Genomic DNA, 18,436 nt, shown 5'->3' on the forward strand with positions numbered 1-18,436 from the left:
GTTTTCACCATGGTTGTTGAATAAACCAGTATTGAATGTGATATAAAAAAGCCCTTGTAAAGCAAATCACAAGGGCTTTTCAACGCTAAATAAAACTAGAGTTTATAACTAAAGCCTAGTAAAAATGTACGGCCATAATCTTGGTAGTCACGTATTTGTAGGTCGTTATCGCCTTGCAGCGATACAAAAGGTTCTTCGGTAATATTTTGCACTTGGAAGGTAACACTTAAGCCAGCTAAGCTATCAAAACCGCCTTCGCTAAAGTCATAACCTAATTGTGCATCCCAAATTGTTTCGCCTTTGATATCAACTTGAGTGGTTTCAAAGCCTAAACCATATACGTCACCTTTAAAGTCACTACGTTTGCGCATACTGGTACGTGCTTGAAAACCGCTGTGCTCATAATAAAAGGTTAAGCTGTCGATTTGGTCTGATAAGCCTGGTAACTCATATTCGTTACCATTTTGATCACTCAAGTCTTGCTCTACACCTGTATGGCTAGCAATTAAACCAAAACCTTCTAGGCTTGGATGAAATACGCTAAATGGTAATGATAAAGATAGCTCATAACCCCAAAGGTCGCCTTCACCGCCATTTACTTTACCTGAGCCTGTGCCGGTAGACGTAGCTGGAATTTCACCTGTAGATGGGTCTGCAACACCTGTCATATCTACATCATAGGTACCATCAAAAATCCATTGCGTAATATCTTTGTAGAAGAATGCTGCAGCAAAGTAACCTTCTGCATCAAAATAGTTTTCGTAGCTTAGGTCAAAGCCTGTTGCTTCTTTAGGCTCAAGCTTTGGATTACCACCCGAAATGCTCCAAAAATTACCGTTATCGTCTGGTTGTGTTTGGCTGTAAGTGGCATTTATTGATGCATTCATTTCATCAAGACGTGCGCGCGAAATTGTTTTTGCTGCACCAAAACGTATTGTTTGCTCTTCATCAATTGCAAACGATAAGTTTATGCTTGGTAAAAAGTGGCTATAGTCATGGCTAACATCGGTAGGCGTTACAACCACTAAGCCATTAACTGTATTAGCAGCAGAGCCTTGTGATGATTGATCTGTTTGTACATAACGCGCACCAATATTACCCGTTACCGGAATTGAGCCAATTTCTGCGTTAATATCTAGCTGTGCAAATACTGCAATTACTTCTTCTTGAACAGTCCAAGATTGCGTTTTGTGCTTTTGGTTTGTAAGGCTTTCTTGTAATAGGTCGTAGTAGCCATCGTTTACTAAGCCGTTTGTATCGTAGGCAACCATGTTACCCATACCAATAAAGTCTAAGCTAGCAGACCCTTCACGGTATTGCTCAGGAATAGCCAACATACCTGGACTGGCAAGCGAGAAGTCTTTTAAGGTCATGTAATACCCTTCAGACAACTTACTTTTTTCGCGATCCCGATATGAAACACCAAAGCTTACTTTACTAAAATACTCATTTTCGAGTGCTTTGCTCGCAGCAAGCTTTAATGTTTGTAGTTCATCGTTAATTTCTGGGGCATTAATAAAACCGTCTTGTGCTGTGTTTTCATAAGCAGTGCCCATTAAACCGTATTTGTCGTTAAGGGCTGAACTCGCTCCCCAAGATAACGGGCCGCCTAATTGAATAAGATCATAATCACTGTAATCTAATTCATGACTAAATTGCGCGCCAGTATTGCCACCATCAAAGGCATAACCTATGTTATCAGCCACGCCATTTGCATCGCCACGCCCTGTACCAGAGTAACTTTCGATACTCCAAATTTCACGTTTTACTTCAGATACACTGGCATCAAACTCTAACGACCATGAATCATTAATATCGTATTTAGTGTTAAAACCAAATTGCGTTAGCTCAGCATTACGTTCTTCATAATCGTTACGAACGACAACTCGTTGCCCTTGTGTAACTGCACTGGTGATAAAACCAGACGACTCATCTATTTCAGCGCTTGAAGCATCTATTGTGCCTTGGCCCCATGCAAAAGGTACTTCTATACCACGTAATATCTTCTCATCTGAAAAATCAACATAAAGCGCATCAAACGTCATGTTTAAACGATCAGTTGGTGCGGCTTCAAGTACAAACATTGCTGAATCACGTTCAAGTGTTGATGAGCGCACATAAGGTTTTGCACCACCTAATATAGAATATTGCTCGCCAGCTGCTTCAAATTCAGGGTAGCCCCATGAGTTCCATCGTTTTTCTTGGTTTGGTGAACTCATTTTATTATAAGCAAACGCAACACCTATGGTGTCATCTGCAAACTGGTCAATGTACGAAATTGTGCCGCGATAACCACTGTCGTTGCCATCAGGGTTTAATTTATCAAAACCTGTTTGCTCTAATTGGCCATTAAACATGATCACACGCTCACCTTTACTTAAAGGCTTAACGGTTTGCATGTCGATTACACCAGCAATACCTTCTGCATCAAGACTTGCATTAGGCGTTTTATAAACGGTTACACCGCTCATTATTTCTGATGGGTACAGGTCAAATTCAACACCACGGTTGTCACCAATAGAAACTTGCTCGCGACCATTAAAGGTAGTGGCACTTTCATTTTCGCTAAAGCCACGCACACTTACACGACTTGCTCGGCCATCAAGACGCTGCGCGGTTAAACCCGGTAAGCGTGCAATAGATTCTGCAATAGATGAGTCTGGTAATTTACCAATATCTTCAGCAGAAATTGACTCTACAACCTGTGTAGAAAAACGTTTGGTGTTTATTGACTCAACTAAACTGCCACGAAAACCTTTAACTTCGATGATTTCAACGTCTTCTTTTTTTATTGTATTTTCTTGCGCGGCAGCAGTAGCAAAGCTTGATAAACCAGCAGCTGTTAATGCCAACGTTAATATACTTGGTTTGAACATAGACATGATGTTTTTCCCGTTACCCATAGTGTGATCCTCGCTTTGTTTGAGTGATAGTCAAACAAAGTGAGCTAATTTTGTTGTCAGGATTAATGTTAACGCTCTCTTCATTTTATTAACAACTTTATGCATACGTATTCAACACTTGCACATTGACATCATATTAACATAAAAACAACCTGAAACATCATAAATCATTGTTTTTATTGCCTTTTATAACTTTACATTAATTTCTTAATAAATTTAGTTAAGTAATTATATTTATCAATAAAAGGAGCATGTTGTTAAATTTAAACTGAATAAAAATAACCATATTTAAGCTGATCCCTGCTCTGTATACGCTTATTGTTGGGCGTACAATTGGTAAGACCAATGAAGTATAGAGGCGATTAACTCAAGCCATTGTTAATAATGATTAAAATAAGAATTAACCTATAAATCAATTTAAAAACCTTAATTGGTAAGGTTGTTTTCTCGCTAATTTAAAATATTTAATTGGTTTTTAGTGATTTTTTTAATACTTAAAAAGTGTGTATTTTACTGCATACGTATGCAGTATTTTTACAAAATCACGGGCTTCACGTATGGTTTTAGAAATATTATATGGTGAGTTAACAAACCATATTTAGCGTAATCGAAATACGGTGTGCAATGACGGAGAAAAGCATGGCCCAACAGCAGTGGTACAAAGGTGCGGTAATTTATCAGGTTTATCCGCGTAGCTTTCAAGATAGCAACAATGATGGTATTGGTGACTTAAAGGGGATAATTAATCGCATTGATTATATTAAAAGCTTAGGTGTTGATGCTATTTGGATTTCACCTTTTTTTAAATCGCCAATGAAAGACTTTGGTTACGATATTAGCGACTACCGAGATATTGACCCAATATTTGGTGATTTAAACGATTTTGATGCGCTAATTGAACAAGCGCATGCCCGCGATATTAAAATTATTATTGACCAAGTACTCAGCCATACCTCTGATCAACATCAATGGTTTTTAGATAGCCGCGAAAATACCACTAATGATAAGTCTGATTGGTATGTTTGGGCTGAGTCAAAAGAAGATGGTACAGCACCTAATAATTGGTTATCTATTTTTGGCGGCCCGGCATGGCAGTGGGAGCCGCGCCGAGGTCAGTATTATTTACACAACTTTTTTACCGAGCAGCCCGATTTAAACTTTCATAATCCAGATGTTAGACAAGCTGTGCTTGATAACGTGGAATTTTGGCTGAAAAAAGGTGTAGATGGCTTTAGGCTCGATGCAATTAACTTTTGCTACCACGATGCGCAATTACGCGACAATCCTGCAAAACCAAAAGATAAGCGCCAAGGCCGCGGTTTTAGTGAAGATAACCCGTACGCGTTTCAGTATCACTATTACAACAACACCCAACCAGAAAACATCGAGTTTATGCAAGATATTCGTGCCTTACTTAATAAGTATCCAGGTGCGGTTTCATTGGGTGAAATATCATCTGAAGATTCACTCGCTACCATGGCGCAGTATACCCAAGGTGACGATAAGCTACACATGGGCTACAGCTTTGAATTACTCACTGATGACTACTCTAGTGAATACATTAGAACAACAGTGCAAACGCTTGAGCAGCAAATGACTGAAGGTTGGCCTTGCTGGGCGTTTAGTAACCATGATGTAGAACGTGTTGCGAGCCGTTGGAGCGACAATGGCGAAATTAACCCTGCCCAATGTAAAATGCTTACAGCCCTACTCGCTTCACTGCGTGGTAGTGTATGTATGTATCAAGGGGAAGAGCTAGGTTTGGGCGAAGCAAACGTGGCCTTTGAAGACTTACAAGACCCTTACGGAATTACATTTTGGCCTAACTTTAAAGGACGTGATGGCTGTAGAACTCCAATACCTTGGGAAAATGAGCAAGTAGATTATGCTGGGTTTAGTGAAAATAAGCCTTGGTTGCCTGTAGACACAGCACACAAATCTCAATCGGTAGCAGAGCAAAATAGCGATAAAAACTCTATTTTAAACGCGTACCGTGAATTTATGGCTTGGCGTAAAACGCAAGCGGTGATGATTACAGGCGATATTGAGTTTATCCAAACGGCTGAACCGATCCTGGCGTTTTATAGAACACTTAATAATGAAAAAATGCTGTGTGTATTTAATTTAAGTGCGCAACAAGCAAGATTAAGTTTGCCGGTAGCTATAACTAAAGCGTATGACACGCTTTCGCATCACAATGCTACTTTGAGTAATAACCAGCTAATAATGAATGGTTTTGGCTGCTATTACGCCCAATGTAGCTAAAAGTCATTTAATATAAAAACAAAAGCCTGAGTACGCTCAGGCTTTTTTATAGCTTACAACTTAATGACTGCTAGTTTTACAGTTTAAATAATCGGTAAACGCAAACAGTACCCCTGAAACAACAAAGGTTAGGTGGATTACTATTTTAAATATAAGCTGATCTGATGAATATTGTGCTGAGTTTAAAAATACTTTTAATAATTCTACAGCAGAAATAGCAACAATTGCACTGATCAGTTTCATTTTCAAACCGGAAAAGCCAACTTTTCCCATCCAAGCAGGTCTGTCTTCATGGTTATTAGTTTTAAGCTTAGACACAAAACTCTCATAACCGCTAAAAATAACTATCATTAACAAGCCAGCTAAAAGCGTGGTGTCAACCAATGTTAGAATAGCAACTAACATATCTTGATTAGACGCACTAAATACTGAGCTCCCCATATAGTAAAGCTGCTTAAAAAACTTTATTAATAATACTATTACCGCAAATAATAACCCAACAAAAAATGGTGCTATTAACCAACGTCCATTAAATATAAAACACTCCAATACCGATTCTATTTTATTTGTTTTGGTTGGCTTAGAGCTTGATGATTCGTCCATGTATGATCCTAATTACCATTAAAATTTAACATTAACTTATTTCCTATTCTAATACAATGAGTTGAGCCTATTGCAATTTTAGTATTCCTTATCCTGACGATAAAAATATTTCGTTATCTTTTATTTCAAATTCGATTAAAAATCAGCATACCAACAGAGTTGTTCTGGTTTGGGTACACTTGTTTTAAATAACAATTGTCATAAAATTTTTTAGGAATAAACAAATGAACAAAGCATTGCTAGCATTAATCGTAGCACCTCTATTTGCACTGTCTGCACTTAATGTGGTTGCAGAAGATGCGGCGGACGCTTCAGCTGAAACAGTTAAAGAATACACAGAAATGTGTGTTAACTGGGCTAAAGATGACGACGTAAGCAATGAAGAGCTTTATGGCTATGTATTAAAGTGCGTGAATGATGAGCTTGTATCAGAAGGCTACAAAAAGGTCTCTGCAGTAAAAATTTAATTAAGTTTATTGTCTAATTAAGTCTATTGCTAATACAGCCGTTGCGAACACTTTTAATTAGATATAAAAAAACCGGAATCGACACTCAAAGTGTATTCCGGTTTTTTATTGCTTTCAAAAAGAGAAAAATTAAATACTTATATTAGTATTATTTATTCATCATCTTTTTTAGTTTTTGCTTTAGCCTTAGTTTTAGCAGGCGCTTTTTTGGCAGCTGCTTTCTTTTTTGGTGCTGCTTTTTTCTTCGCTTCTTCAACCCACTTACCCGCAACATAATGCGCAGTCCAACCGGTCGCTTTACCGTCGACTTCGGTCATTACATACTGTGATTTATTCTTACGACTGTAACGCACAACAGCAAGATTACCATCAGGATCTTGTGCTGGTGCATCAGCTAAGTAGTAAAACTTAGGCGAAATACGATCTCTAAAACGCTGTAACTCTTCTACTTTGGGGGCGCGTGTTTCTCGCGATTTAGGGAAGGTATTTGCAGCCAAGAAAATACCTGCAGCGCCATCACGTAAAACAAAATACGCATCTGACTTTTCACATTCTAATTCGGTAATGTGAACAGGGTCTTCTTTTGGCGGCGCAGCTTCACCGTTTTTAAGTAACTTACGGGTATTTTTACACTCATCGTTATTACAACCAAAGTACTTACCAAAACGTCCCGATTTTAATTCCATATCCGCGCCACACTTATCACATTCAATAAGAGGCCCGTCATAGCCTTTAATTTTAAACGTGCCCTGCTCAACTACATGGCCACTACATGCTGGGTTATTACCACATACATGTAATTTACGGGTTTCGTCGATTAGGTATGAATCCATTGCCGTTTCACAAATTGGGCAACGTTTCATTTGCATTAATGTTTCAGTTTCAAGATCTTCTGCATCGGCACTGTCTGCGGCAACTGCTTCATCGCCCGATACTAAGTTCATCGTTGTTGTACAACGCTCTTTTGGTGGCAAGTTATAACCAGTACACCCTAAGAACACGCCAGTAGATGCGGTACGGATACCCATTTTACGGCTACAAGTCGGACATTCAATATCAGTTTCGACCATTTCATTAAGACGCATTCCGCCATTTTCAGGCTCGTCTTTCGCAACAGTTAATTGCGTTGAAAAGTCGGCATAAAACTTATCGAGTACTTCGGTCCAAATGCGCTTGCCTTCGGCGATATCATCTAAACGACCTTCCATTTTGGCAGTAAAGTCAAAGTTCATTAAGTCTTCAAAATTTTCTACTAAGCGGTCGGTAACTATTTCACCCATTTTTTCAGCGAAGAAACGACGGTTTTCAACCCGTACATAACCGCGATCTTGAATAGTAGAAATAATAGATGCATAAGTAGATGGGCGGCCAATACCACGTTTTTCAAGCTCTTTTACTAAACTCGCTTCGCTAAAACGCGCTGGCGGTTTAGTAAAGTGTTGCTTAGGGTCAAGTTCAATTAACGTTAATGTTTCGCCTACTGTTACTGCAGGTAAAGACTGATCTTCTTCGTTCTTTTTACGAATAGCAGGCTGTACTTTAGTCCAACCATCAAAGCGTAGCACACGGCCTTTGGCTTTTAGTTGGAAGTCATTTGCTGCTACCGTTAATGTCGTTAAGTCGTATTCTGCAGGTACCATTTGGCACGCTACAAATTGACGCCAAATTAGCTCATATAGTTTTTTAGCATCGGCATCAACCCCTTCAATATGCCCCGAAAGCACAGTTACACTAGATGGACGAATTGCTTCATGCGCCTCTTGTGCATTGCCTTTTGAGCTATAATTAATAGGATCTTTAGGTAAGTATTTTTCACCAAATTGCTCTGTTACATATTCGCGACACATAGCAACCGCATCTTTTGACAGATTAGTTGAGTCGGTACGCATATAGGTAATGTAACCGCCTTCGTACAAGCGCTGCGCTAGCATCATGGTTTTTTTAACGCCATAGCCTAAACGTGTACTGGCTGCTTGTTGCATAGTTGAGGTGATTAAAGGCGCACTTGGGCGACTTTTACTTGGTTTTTCGTCAACGCTTATAACTTTATATTCTGCATTCTCAAGGCTTTTAACTGCTGCGCTTGCCTGAGCTTCATTTACTGGCTTAAATGGCTTGCCTGCTTGTTTGGCTACTTCTAAGCGTAACTCTGACTCTGCATTTTTAACGTCAGCATGAATATCCCAAAACTCTTCAGGTATAAACGCTTTAATTTCGCGTTCACGCTCAACGAGTAAGCGTACTGCTACCGATTGAACACGTCCAGCCGAAAGTCCACGTGCCACTTTTGCCCACAGTAAAGGAGATACCATAAAACCAACAACACGGTCTAAAAAACGACGTGTTTGCTGCGCATATACCATATCGGTATTAAGCTCACCGGGTGTTTCGAATGCTTGCTGAATTGCGTTTTTTGTAATTTCGTTAAAAACCACACGCTTATATTTTGCAGGCTCACCGCCAATAATTTCTTGGAGGTGCCAAGCAATTGCTTCCCCTTCTCTATCCAAATCCGTTGCGAGGTATATTTGGTCAGCGTTTTCGGCAAGCTTTTTAAGCTCTTGTACTACCTTTTCTTTTCCTGGCAGTATTTCGTAATGTGGTTCCCAGCCTTTATCAGGGTCAATGCCCATACGCGCGACTAAGTTAGAATAGTCTCGTTGCTTTTTATACGCTGCTTTCTCTTCAGGTGGTAATTTACGCACTTCAGCCGGCGTTTTAGTCGCTGGCACTTTGTTTTTTCCAGAACCTGAAGTAGGTAAATCTCGCACGTGTCCAATACTGGACTTTACGATAAAATCATTACCTAAGTATTTATTAATTGTTTTAGCCTTAGCAGGTGACTCTACAATTACTAGCGATTTGCCCATAGTTGCCTATTTCTAACCTAGTTTTTTAAATGTGTTTAGCCGACTCATGCGGCGCGAATATTTATAGGTATATCTACAAACACTAACTGTTACAAGCTTTTAATACAAATTTTTCAGTATTTACTGAATAAACAAACAATTTCTGTTGTAAATTTAATCAAACCAGTGCTTTTTGAATAATTGATGTGAAATATATAGAATAGAAACAAAAATGCCAACCTTATTGGTTGGCATTTTCTATGCTTTATTAATTTTAAACCTTAGGCTCGTCTAAAATCGACATCACGGTATATTGAGTTTTCACCCCACCAGGGGTCACAAATTCGATGTATAAAAAGCCAGAATCAACATCATTTGGCTCAGCCTCTTTTGTAATATTTACTGAAACAGAGATAGGCACTTGTTGAGCAGTATTCACAACGGTGTAATCTGTTAACCCTCTTAACACACCATTGTCGGCAGTGACAGTAACTGTAGTACCTGCAGGCAATGGATTATTATGAATATCACTGAAGAAGATAGTCACTGAAATCGCGCTGTAAGGTGTGGAATTGCTAATATCAATAAGGTTTATGTCACACATACCCGCCATATCGGAAGCTTCTAAGCGAATACCATCACTTAAACTACAGTCATCTAAAGCCGTTACAGCTCTAATGTAAGGTGTACTTCCAGACATCACTAACTCTGAACGATCGCGTACATTTACTGTTTCACGCGTACATGCATTTGCAGCAAGCGCCTCGTCACTACATAACAAGCCATTGTAAATGCCATCGCCGGAATCAAACTGACCATTATTTAGTGCACCAGAGCGCTCCACATACCACTCATCCTCACCGCCATTAGAATTTATAGGGTTCGCAGGTGCGGGTAAATTTCCGTCAAAAATACCGTTTTCATTAAAATCTATAAATGCTTCAGGTAAATCTTGTAATGTAGAATCAAACTCGTTTTGATCAAATTCACCGTTAGCAGATACATCATTAAATGATTCTTCACCCACTGAGTATGCTAGCAAGCTTACACGACCACCTAATGGATAATCTATTGGCGCGTTACTTGGCGCATCCGCAAGTGATATCGGGTTACCACTACTATCAAGATAGGTAAGTAGATTGCCGTTTGTGTCTAGTTGTGACTCTCTGATACCTAATGTACAAGGTGCTGCTTGACCAAAAAAACGGTCACACTTATCAGCCACAGAGTTTTTATAAATGCTGTAATGATAAGGAATTGGGTTTTGGCTACGCCACTGCGCTTTACACACACCATCTATGGTGCGACAAAGTAATAAAGGTGTAAATTGTTGATCATCTATTGTGCCTACTGCACCACCTTCGCTGGCTATATAAATTGCCGTGTTATCAGGAACAAAATTATTAAAGTGATCGGCTGCAAATACAGTTAAGTCTGTTGTCACCCCGGCTTCATTTAATGACTCGGTATTAAATGTTTGCACTGCAAGCGTAAAACTATCCTGATCTGGCACACCAGTGGTAATGGTTATGTCATTAGAGACAATAGAGATCACATTATTTTGTGATGTGTCGCCAGCCTCAACTTGATGTGATGCAATAACAGATAAAACTCCTGCGGCTCTTCCTGAGCGGACATTTACAGTTACTAAACCTTCATTATTGGTAAACTGAAATGCACTGTCTAGCAACGCGCCGCCGGGGTTTTGCGAAAGAGCAAAATCAATTTGCTTTTGACCAACAGGGTTACCATTAATATCTAAAAGTTTAAAGGTAAGCTCTGAATTTTCAGTGAGAGTCTGACCGCCAGCTCCTTTAATAGCTAACACTTGATTGGTCACACCCATAAACGCGATTGAACCCGTTTGAGCGGCAGCTACATTAATATTAATTGTTTTAGTAGCAACGTTGCCACCGGTAACCACGGTTGCTGTAATCGTATCTATACCATTACAACCATCCGCTTTATAAGTTGCTCTTGCTGTGCCGCCAATGCTAGTTACCACACTATCGATAGTGGCTCTAGGAGTAGATTCTTCTGCACATGCCGAGGTAAATTGTACTTCAAGTGGAGTGGTGAATAAGTTATTGCTGCCATCTACAATCTGAGCGGTAATAATAGTAGTAGAACCTGCAGACAACACATCACCAGTTGCAATACCCGCGCTTAAATTTACATTTACTTGAACAGCGTTAATTTCAAATAAAGCACTCGCAACGCCGCCCTGAGCGGTTAACTCAACTTGGCCAACACCTGAGCTACTGCCAGGCAATAAATTCAAAATAGCAACACCAAACGCATCCGTTTTAGCCGTTAAGCTTTCAGGTAATAAAATACCTAGCGTTGTTGTCGCTTGAACCAGTACATTACTTGCTGGCGTATTACTGCCAGGTTTTGTGATTTTTGCGTATACAATAGCTTGTTGCCCAAGTAAATTACTATTTTGAGAACAGTCAGATGGATCAAGCTCTATAGAATCTCTGTCTATATTTAACCAGCTATCAGGACAGTTTTGTAAAATTTTAATGTCAATGTTTGCGGTTGAGTCATTCGATTGAGGCTCATCACCTGCCGTGTAAAAGCCAAGTTTATTTGTGGCATCTTCGTAGCTGGCAACAATGGTTCCTGCTCCTTCAACACTACCCGCGCTAAGCTCGATAGTTGCAACACCGCTGGAATTTGTTAAAGCGCTACCTGTAGCCGGTATAAAAGAACCCAGTGTTGTGGTAAAGCTTACCTCTTGACGCACAACAGGTTGACCATCACTTCCGGTTACCGTTGCAACCACCTCTAGCGGGTTATCGGCAGTAACAATTCTATCTTCAAAATCAAGTTCAACTTGAATTGCTTGTTCGACAACGTCTCCACCGGTGCCTCCAGTATCACCGCCAACGGTTCCACTTTCTTTTTCCAGTGAGCCACCACCGCCACAGGCGATGAGTAATGTGCTGAGCCATATAATGCTGAGCAAACGAGTTAAAGGCATAGGTTTCTCCGTTGCGCTATTACTAAGTTAAACTTATTTACTTAATGTTAACCTATAACTTAGTCTAAAGTCTCAGATTTTTACTCTTTTTTGCGATAAAAATTTTTAAAAAGTTGACGTTTTTTCTGTAAAAAAAATTACATGCTGTTAGTCTATGCCTAATTTATAAAAAATAGATTGGAAATATGTCGAAAATACGTTCAATGAGCTTAACAACTCGCATAATGATAGGCATGGCATTAGGTATTGCCGTAGGCTTTTTATTTCAAGCTATATTAGCTGGTGAAGACGATTACCTAATACCACTTGGGTTATTCTCTTTGCCAATTAAAGCTTTTTTTGTTGATGGAATTTTTCACATTGGTGGGCAAATATTTATTGCCAGCTTAAAAATGCTGGTTGTTCCTTTAGTATTTGTATCTTTAGTGTGTGGCACATGTAGCTTAAGCGATCCTAAAAAATTAGGCAGCTTGGGTGGTAAATCAATTGGTTTATATTTAATTACCACAGCCTTAGCTATTACTCTGGCTATTACTTTGGCTTTACTGTTTAGCCCTGGCGTAGGTATTGACTTGCCAACAGATGCAAGTTACGACGTATCTGAGGCACCTACCTTAGCGCGCGTTATTATAGATATGTTTCCAACCAACCCTTTTGAAGCTATGGCAAAAGGTAATATGCTTCAAGTTATTGTTTTCGCATTACTGTTTGGTATTGCTATGGCACTTAGTGGTAATGCAGGAAAACGCGTAGCGGTGGTTTTTGAAGACCTTAATACGGTAATTTTAAAACTAGTTACTTTGTTAATGAACGTTGCGCCTTACGGGGTGTTTTTCTTAATGGCAAAGTTATTTACTACCATAGAGTTAAACTTAATTGTTAGCTTGGCTAAGTACTTTTTTGTAGTGGTTGCCGCTTTATTATTACATGCGTTTGTAAATTACAGTTTGTTATTAAAACTATTGACTGGTTTAAACCCTGTAATTTTCTTAAAGAAAATGAAACACGCCTGTTTGTTTGGTTTTAGTACTTCAAGTTCAAGTGCAACTATGCCAATTACTCTTGAAACAGCCACTAAAAAACTCGGGGTTAATAACTCTGTTGCTTCATTTACTATTCCGCTAGGTGCAACCATAAACATGGATGGCACTGCCATTATGCAAGGGGTTGCCACTGTATTTATTGCACAAGTGTTTAGTGTTGATTTAACCATTTCTGATTACTTAATGGTAATTTTAACGGCTACGTTAGCGTCTGTTGGCACGGCCGGCGTACCGGGTGTTGGCTTAATTATGTTAGCAATGGTACTTAATCAAGTAGGCCTACCAGTAGAGGGTATTGCAATAATTATTGGTGTAGATAGATTGCTAGATATGACCCGCACTGCAGTTAATATTACGGGTGACTGTATGGTTACCTGTGTGGTTGCTAAATCTGAAGGTCAGCTAGATGAGTCTATTTATAATGACCCAAATGCCGCGAAAGATTTAGAAAACATAAGTAAATCTATGAATTAGTAAATAACTTCGCATTAAAAAACCCTTGATTAATTCAAGGGTTTTTTATTGGCCAAAGCTAATTAAGCTTAAAGTAATCCACTATTTATGGATTTAATGATTTAAACTTAGAAACTAAATTAACCCCTGCCTTATTAACTGCACTACTAAAGCCAAGTGCTAACTTGTCACTTAAACCTTTTTTAATCTTATATTTAATCTTATAAATTTGACGCTCATCTTGTTGTTCAAGCAAAGCATCATCACTGGTTTTTATAACATCCACCAAGCCTTTCTCTATTGCTTGAGTCGCAAACCAATGCTCACCTGTAGCAACTAAGCTTATATCTAAACTTGGGCGCTGCGTGCTTACAAAAGTTTTAAATAAGCCATGAGTTTGCTCAATTTCTTCACGAAATTTTTCACGTGCTTTATCGGTGTTCTCGCCAAATAAAGTAAGAGTACGTTTAAACTCCCCCGCAGTAATTTGCTCAAATTCAACATCGTTTTTCTTTAATATTTTATTAAAGTTAGGTATTTGCGCTATTACGCCAATCGAGCCTACAATAGCAAATGGCGCTGCAATAATTTCATCAGCAACACAGGCCATCATATAACCACCGCTTGCTGCTACTTTATCTATAGCAACACTCAAAGGTATACCTGCATTTTTAATGCGCTGTAACTGTGAAGCTGCAAGCCCATAACCATGTACTACCCCACCTCCACTTTCTAAACGAATAAGTACTTTATCTTTGCTCGCATCTGCAATAGAAATAATAGCGGTTATTTCCTCTCTTAAACTCTCTACTTCATGTGCATCCATACTGCCTATAAAGTCAACCACATATAATCGCGGTTTTGGCTCTTTACTGTCATTTTTTTTATTATCTGCCTTAAGCTTTTTTTGATGTGCTTTAAGTTCTTTTTTACCTAAAGTATTGTGTAAAAAGCTTTGTTTAATATTATCTAGTTGCTCAGATATATTATCTATTTGTATTTCACCCTTTTTAGCTTTTGGCTTAACTGCCGCACCAACTATCAGCATTAAAATAATGGCTATAGCAATAACAAAAGTAACCGTTTTAGCGAAAAACAAACCGTATTCGTATAAAAATTCCAACACTTTTCTCCATTTATAAATTTCAGCTAATTTAGCATGCTTTTTAACAAAAAAAAGCCACTAAACAGTGGCTTTGGTTACTTAATTGCGTTGTAAGCTATTAATCGGTCACAACATCACTATTTGTAATTAACAACAAACGACCACGAGCGGCTAAGTAAGTTGCAATTTGCAATTGCATTTCAGAGTTAGCAGCTAAGCTACCTGCAGCATCCGATCCCGCCTCTTCACTAGGCGCTGGTGTTAATACTGAACCGTGATGCCCTTTTGTAAATTTAACTAAATAGCTAGACGGCGTGGCACTAGGTGCTTGTGATGTGCTCACTGTTTCTAAGCCCATAAAGTTGGCCAGTGGTAAACTACCTGCAAGCGGATTGCTAGCAACACTTGGAGGTATAACTTGGTCTGGCTTATTGCCATCGCCCACTACCACGTTCATATATACAGGCGTTTCGAGTGCTTTAACGGTTGCGGCATAATTAGTTGGGTCGCCACTATCTAGTGCAGTTTGTGCTGCAAAAGCAAATTGTGTCATTACGCCTTTAATATTTGCCAGCTTACCCGTTTCGCCAGCCATAGTTAAAGCCGTTGCATATTCGGTGTAACCACAGCTTAAGAAGGCTTGCATATCAGACTGTAACGCACCACAGTTAGAAATTGCATCACCTTGTAAAAATGCATTAAATTCAGTTGCTTCGGTTGTACCTGCTTGTGATAACACCGAGCCTTGAATAAATGGGCCAAATGTTGCAGATTCTAATAAGAAACTGGCAATACCACCGCCGCCACTTGCAAGCGCAACTGTATTAACGTTAAACAGTGGGTCAAGTGATTCAGCCATTGGGCTATTTGCTTGGGCAATAAACGCCGGCGCTACAATTGAACCCAGTGAGTGACCAACATAGCTCACATCTCGTGGGTTTAAAGTTGGGTCGCCTGAAAAATTAATACCTAATCTTAGTGCTAATAAATCAGCCGACGACTGACGTAAGCTATCACGGGCAACTAGTAGTGAGCTTAAATTCATATAACTAAGTACCGAACCTGTGGTTGCATTAAAGTCATCGTTACCGTCAGCATCTACATCAATTCCTCGCTCGCCATGGCGCGGATGATCAATTGCAATTGTGGCAAAACCCTGAATAGAAAGCTGCGCCGTTAAAGCAAGCATGGTTTCTTTATTGGTAGTAATACCGTGCTGCATAATAACTACAGGCCAGCCACTTTCAGGCATAGCAATAGGTGCTAATTGTAAACTTGCGCGCACACCATTAATTATAGGCAAAATAGGTTTGGTAATTTGCACTGGTACTTTTTCTACACTCTGCTCTTTTGGTATAGAATTATATTTGGTTAAATGACGCGTGCTATCTAACCCTAAATCACGTAGTTTTCCATCGCTTAATGCGGCACATGCGCCGTCATTTTCACTAATTGGATCAGTAGGAAATGCAGCACCTGCTTGTGCTTTATAACCCAATACAGCAACTGCGTTATCACACATGCCTTGCCAATAAGTGTCGTTTAAATCGCTATTTTTTTTACCTGTAGGCGTGCCTAAATACTGGGGTAGATTAATACTACCACGTTGATATTGTACGCCCGCAAACACATCAGGGAAATAACTGAATTTTCCTTTTACTGTGGTCATATCTTGATTTGGAATGCTCAGCACCGGTTTAGTTAAATTTGGATTTTGCAGGCTCGCTGCTAATAACTTTTTAATTGTACCAAGCACAGGGCCTGCCGATTGCATGGTCATTGCAGCAGAAAAAATAATTTCATCTTTAGTAATATTGCCTGAACTAACAACCACATTTTCGTAGCTATTAACAGCCCCCTGTAGCGCTAGTTGTGATGGCGTAATTAACGGCGCTTCTTGTTTTACTGTAGCGTAAGTAGATGACGGCTCAATAGCACGCCCTTGTGAGTCTTTAAGCTCTGTGGTTAATACATTAATATAAGAGCTGCCGGCTTTAAATGGCTTAAGTGGAATAACCGCCACCGCATCACCAGATGCTTGGGTGATAAAGTCCACACCAAATTGTAGTTCACCTACTAATTTACAGGCAGCACCTGCAGGTGCTTGTGAGCATTGTTCATCTGTTAAACTTGCTCCCATTATTACTTCAAAAATACGTACTGAACCTGGTGTACCTGCAGAGGTGGCATCTAGGCTTACATTTGGTGGGAAAGTTAAATCTATTTTAAAAGGAACTTGAGTAGACCAGCCATCAAGCGCACCTAGTGCAAGTTGAGGGTTAGCATAAGCAGCACGAGGAATTGACACATTAGCGTCATTTAACTCCCCAGGAATATTTAAAGTACCATCTTGGGTACCGCTCATTAATAAATCATTGGGTACAGATATAACCCCATTAGCGGGATCAAACTTTACCGTCGCCTTTGGGATAACTGTAACCGAATCGTTTTTAACATCTTCTAGCGTTTCTCCGCCGCCACAACCTGCAAGAGCAGCTGTAACCGAGAGTGAGAGTAGCATTTTTTTCATATTGTTGGCTCCGCACATATCTTATTTTTATAGTGTGTTTATTAAGTATATTAAGTTAAAACAATGTAATCAGTTTATTAATGAGACATTAGACCAGTTAAACTTAACGTAAACTTTCTACTTTCGCCACCTAAATTTACAATAAATTCGATTACTTAATGTTTTGCTATGTTAAAATCAAAAAAAATTCATCCATGGGTACTTTTATGAACACCTATCAAGCTGCTGAAAATGCACTTAAAGATAAAGTTATTTTAATCACCGGCGCAGGTGATGGAATTGGCCGAGTAGCTGCAATTACATACGCTAAATACGGCGCAACTGTTATTTTATTAGGCAAAACAACTAATAAACTAGAATGTGTTTATGATGAAATTGTTAAAGCAGGTTATCCACAACCGGCAATAGTCCCTATGGATTTAAAAGGCGCAACTAAGCAAAACTACCGCGATCTAGCTGCCACTATAGAGTCTCAATTTGGCTGTCTTGATGGTTTATTAAATAATGCGGGCATTTTAGGCACGTTAGGGCCACTTGAGCACTTTTGCTCGTCAACTTTTGAAAACATAATGAAGGTTAATGTCACCGCGCAAGCTATGATCACTAAAGCGCTGTTTCCGGTACTGCGCAAATCTAAAAATGCATCCGTGGTATTTACATCATCTGGCGTGGGCCGTAAAGGTCGCGAATTTTGGGGGCCTTATGCTATTTCGAAATTTGCTGTAGAGGGCATGATGCAAACATGGGCATGTGAAGTAGGTAAAACCAATATACGTATTAATTGTATTAACCCTGGTGCTACACGCACTTCAATGCGCGCTAGTGCTTATCCTGGTGAAGACCGAGATAAACTTGCAACACCTGAAGACTTAATGCCTACTTACTTATATTTAATGAGTGATGATTCGAGTAATGTGAATGGCGAGTCGCTTGACGCACAAGTAAAAAAATAGCTATTACTCTAATGTAGATACAAAAAAGCCGCTCAAAATTTTGAGCGGCTTTTTTAATGCCTAACTAATTTAACCTGAACTCTGGTTAAGAGATTTACTAACATATTGAATCATCGTTATATTTAATTTTATTTTCTCTAGCCAGAGGTTTTCAGTGAAAACAAGGCGAATTTACGCGTCAATAGCTGGCCTATTGCAAGTAAATTCAACGCAGTTAGCGCTGAAAATAGCTGCTTGAGATAAGTTTATTATCCGGAGCTCAGGTTAATTTAACTAAAT

General features: G+C 39.3%; 10 protein-coding genes. 4 read left to right on the top strand and 6 right to left on the bottom strand.

Annotated features, from left to right (window positions below):
* Positions 1-95: 95 nt before the first annotated feature.
* The gene (locus HC000_RS00565) at positions 96-2,882 is read right to left on the bottom strand and encodes a TonB-dependent receptor (protein ID WP_179806773.1); all 2,787 of its coding nucleotides are present in this window, start codon (positions 2,880-2,882) and stop codon (positions 96-98) included.
* 660 nt (positions 2,883-3,542) lie between these two features.
* On the opposite strand from HC000_RS00565, the gene HC000_RS00570 reads away from it, so the two are divergent.
* Entirely contained in the window at positions 3,543-5,168 is a 1,626-nt protein-coding gene (locus tag HC000_RS00570; RefSeq protein WP_179806623.1) for an alpha-glucosidase family protein, read from the top strand.
* Positions 5,169-5,228: 60 nt separating this feature from the next.
* On the opposite strand, the gene HC000_RS00575 is transcribed toward HC000_RS00570, so the two are convergent.
* Entirely contained in the window at positions 5,229-5,771 is a 543-nt protein-coding gene (locus tag HC000_RS00575) for a TIGR00645 family protein (protein WP_011328031.1), read from the bottom strand.
* A 224-nt stretch (positions 5,772-5,995) separates the two neighbouring features.
* Here HC000_RS00575 and HC000_RS00580 point away from each other — a divergent pair, with 224 nt between their 5' ends.
* Positions 5,996-6,238, top strand: coding sequence for a hypothetical protein (locus tag HC000_RS00580; protein WP_011328030.1), 243 nt, complete (start codon positions 5,996-5,998; stop codon positions 6,236-6,238).
* A 152-nt stretch (positions 6,239-6,390) separates the two neighbouring features.
* On the opposite strand, the gene topA is transcribed toward HC000_RS00580, so the two are convergent.
* Both topA and HC000_RS00590 read right to left on the bottom strand, forming a co-directional pair.
* Entirely contained in the window at positions 6,391-9,108 is a 2,718-nt protein-coding gene (gene topA, locus HC000_RS00585; protein ID WP_179806624.1) for a type I DNA topoisomerase, read from the bottom strand.
* Positions 9,109-9,361: 253 nt separating this feature from the next.
* Positions 9,362-12,073, bottom strand: coding sequence for an Ig-like domain-containing protein (locus HC000_RS00590; protein WP_179806625.1), 2,712 nt, complete (start codon positions 12,071-12,073; stop codon positions 9,362-9,364).
* A 185-nt stretch (positions 12,074-12,258) separates the two neighbouring features.
* On the opposite strand from HC000_RS00590, the gene HC000_RS00595 reads away from it, so the two are divergent.
* Positions 12,259-13,590, top strand: a complete 1,332-nt coding sequence (locus HC000_RS00595) for a dicarboxylate/amino acid:cation symporter (protein WP_011328027.1) — start codon at positions 12,259-12,261, stop codon at positions 13,588-13,590.
* A gap of 85 nt (positions 13,591-13,675) precedes the next feature.
* Here HC000_RS00595 and sohB read toward each other — a convergent pair whose 3' ends face one another.
* Both sohB and HC000_RS00605 read right to left on the bottom strand, forming a co-directional pair.
* Entirely contained in the window at positions 13,676-14,692 is a 1,017-nt protein-coding gene (gene sohB / locus HC000_RS00600; RefSeq protein ID WP_179806774.1) for a protease SohB, read from the bottom strand.
* Positions 14,693-14,792: 100 nt separating this feature from the next.
* Positions 14,793-17,204 carry a VolA/Pla-1 family phospholipase gene (locus HC000_RS00605; RefSeq protein WP_179806626.1) on the bottom strand — a complete coding sequence of 804 codons (2,412 nt, stop codon included), beginning with the start codon at positions 17,202-17,204 and terminating at the stop codon, positions 14,793-14,795.
* 206 nt (positions 17,205-17,410) lie between these two features.
* Between HC000_RS00605 and HC000_RS00610 the strand changes: the two genes are divergently transcribed.
* Positions 17,411-18,157 carry a YciK family oxidoreductase gene (locus HC000_RS00610; RefSeq protein ID WP_011328024.1) on the top strand — a complete coding sequence of 249 codons (747 nt, stop codon included), beginning with the start codon at positions 17,411-17,413 and terminating at the stop codon, positions 18,155-18,157.
* Positions 18,158-18,436: the final 279 nt, after the last annotated feature.

The sequence above is a fragment of the Pseudoalteromonas sp. MIP2626 genome, assembly GCF_013414205.1.
Lineage (GTDB): Bacteria > Pseudomonadota > Gammaproteobacteria > Enterobacterales > Alteromonadaceae > Pseudoalteromonas > Pseudoalteromonas nigrifaciens.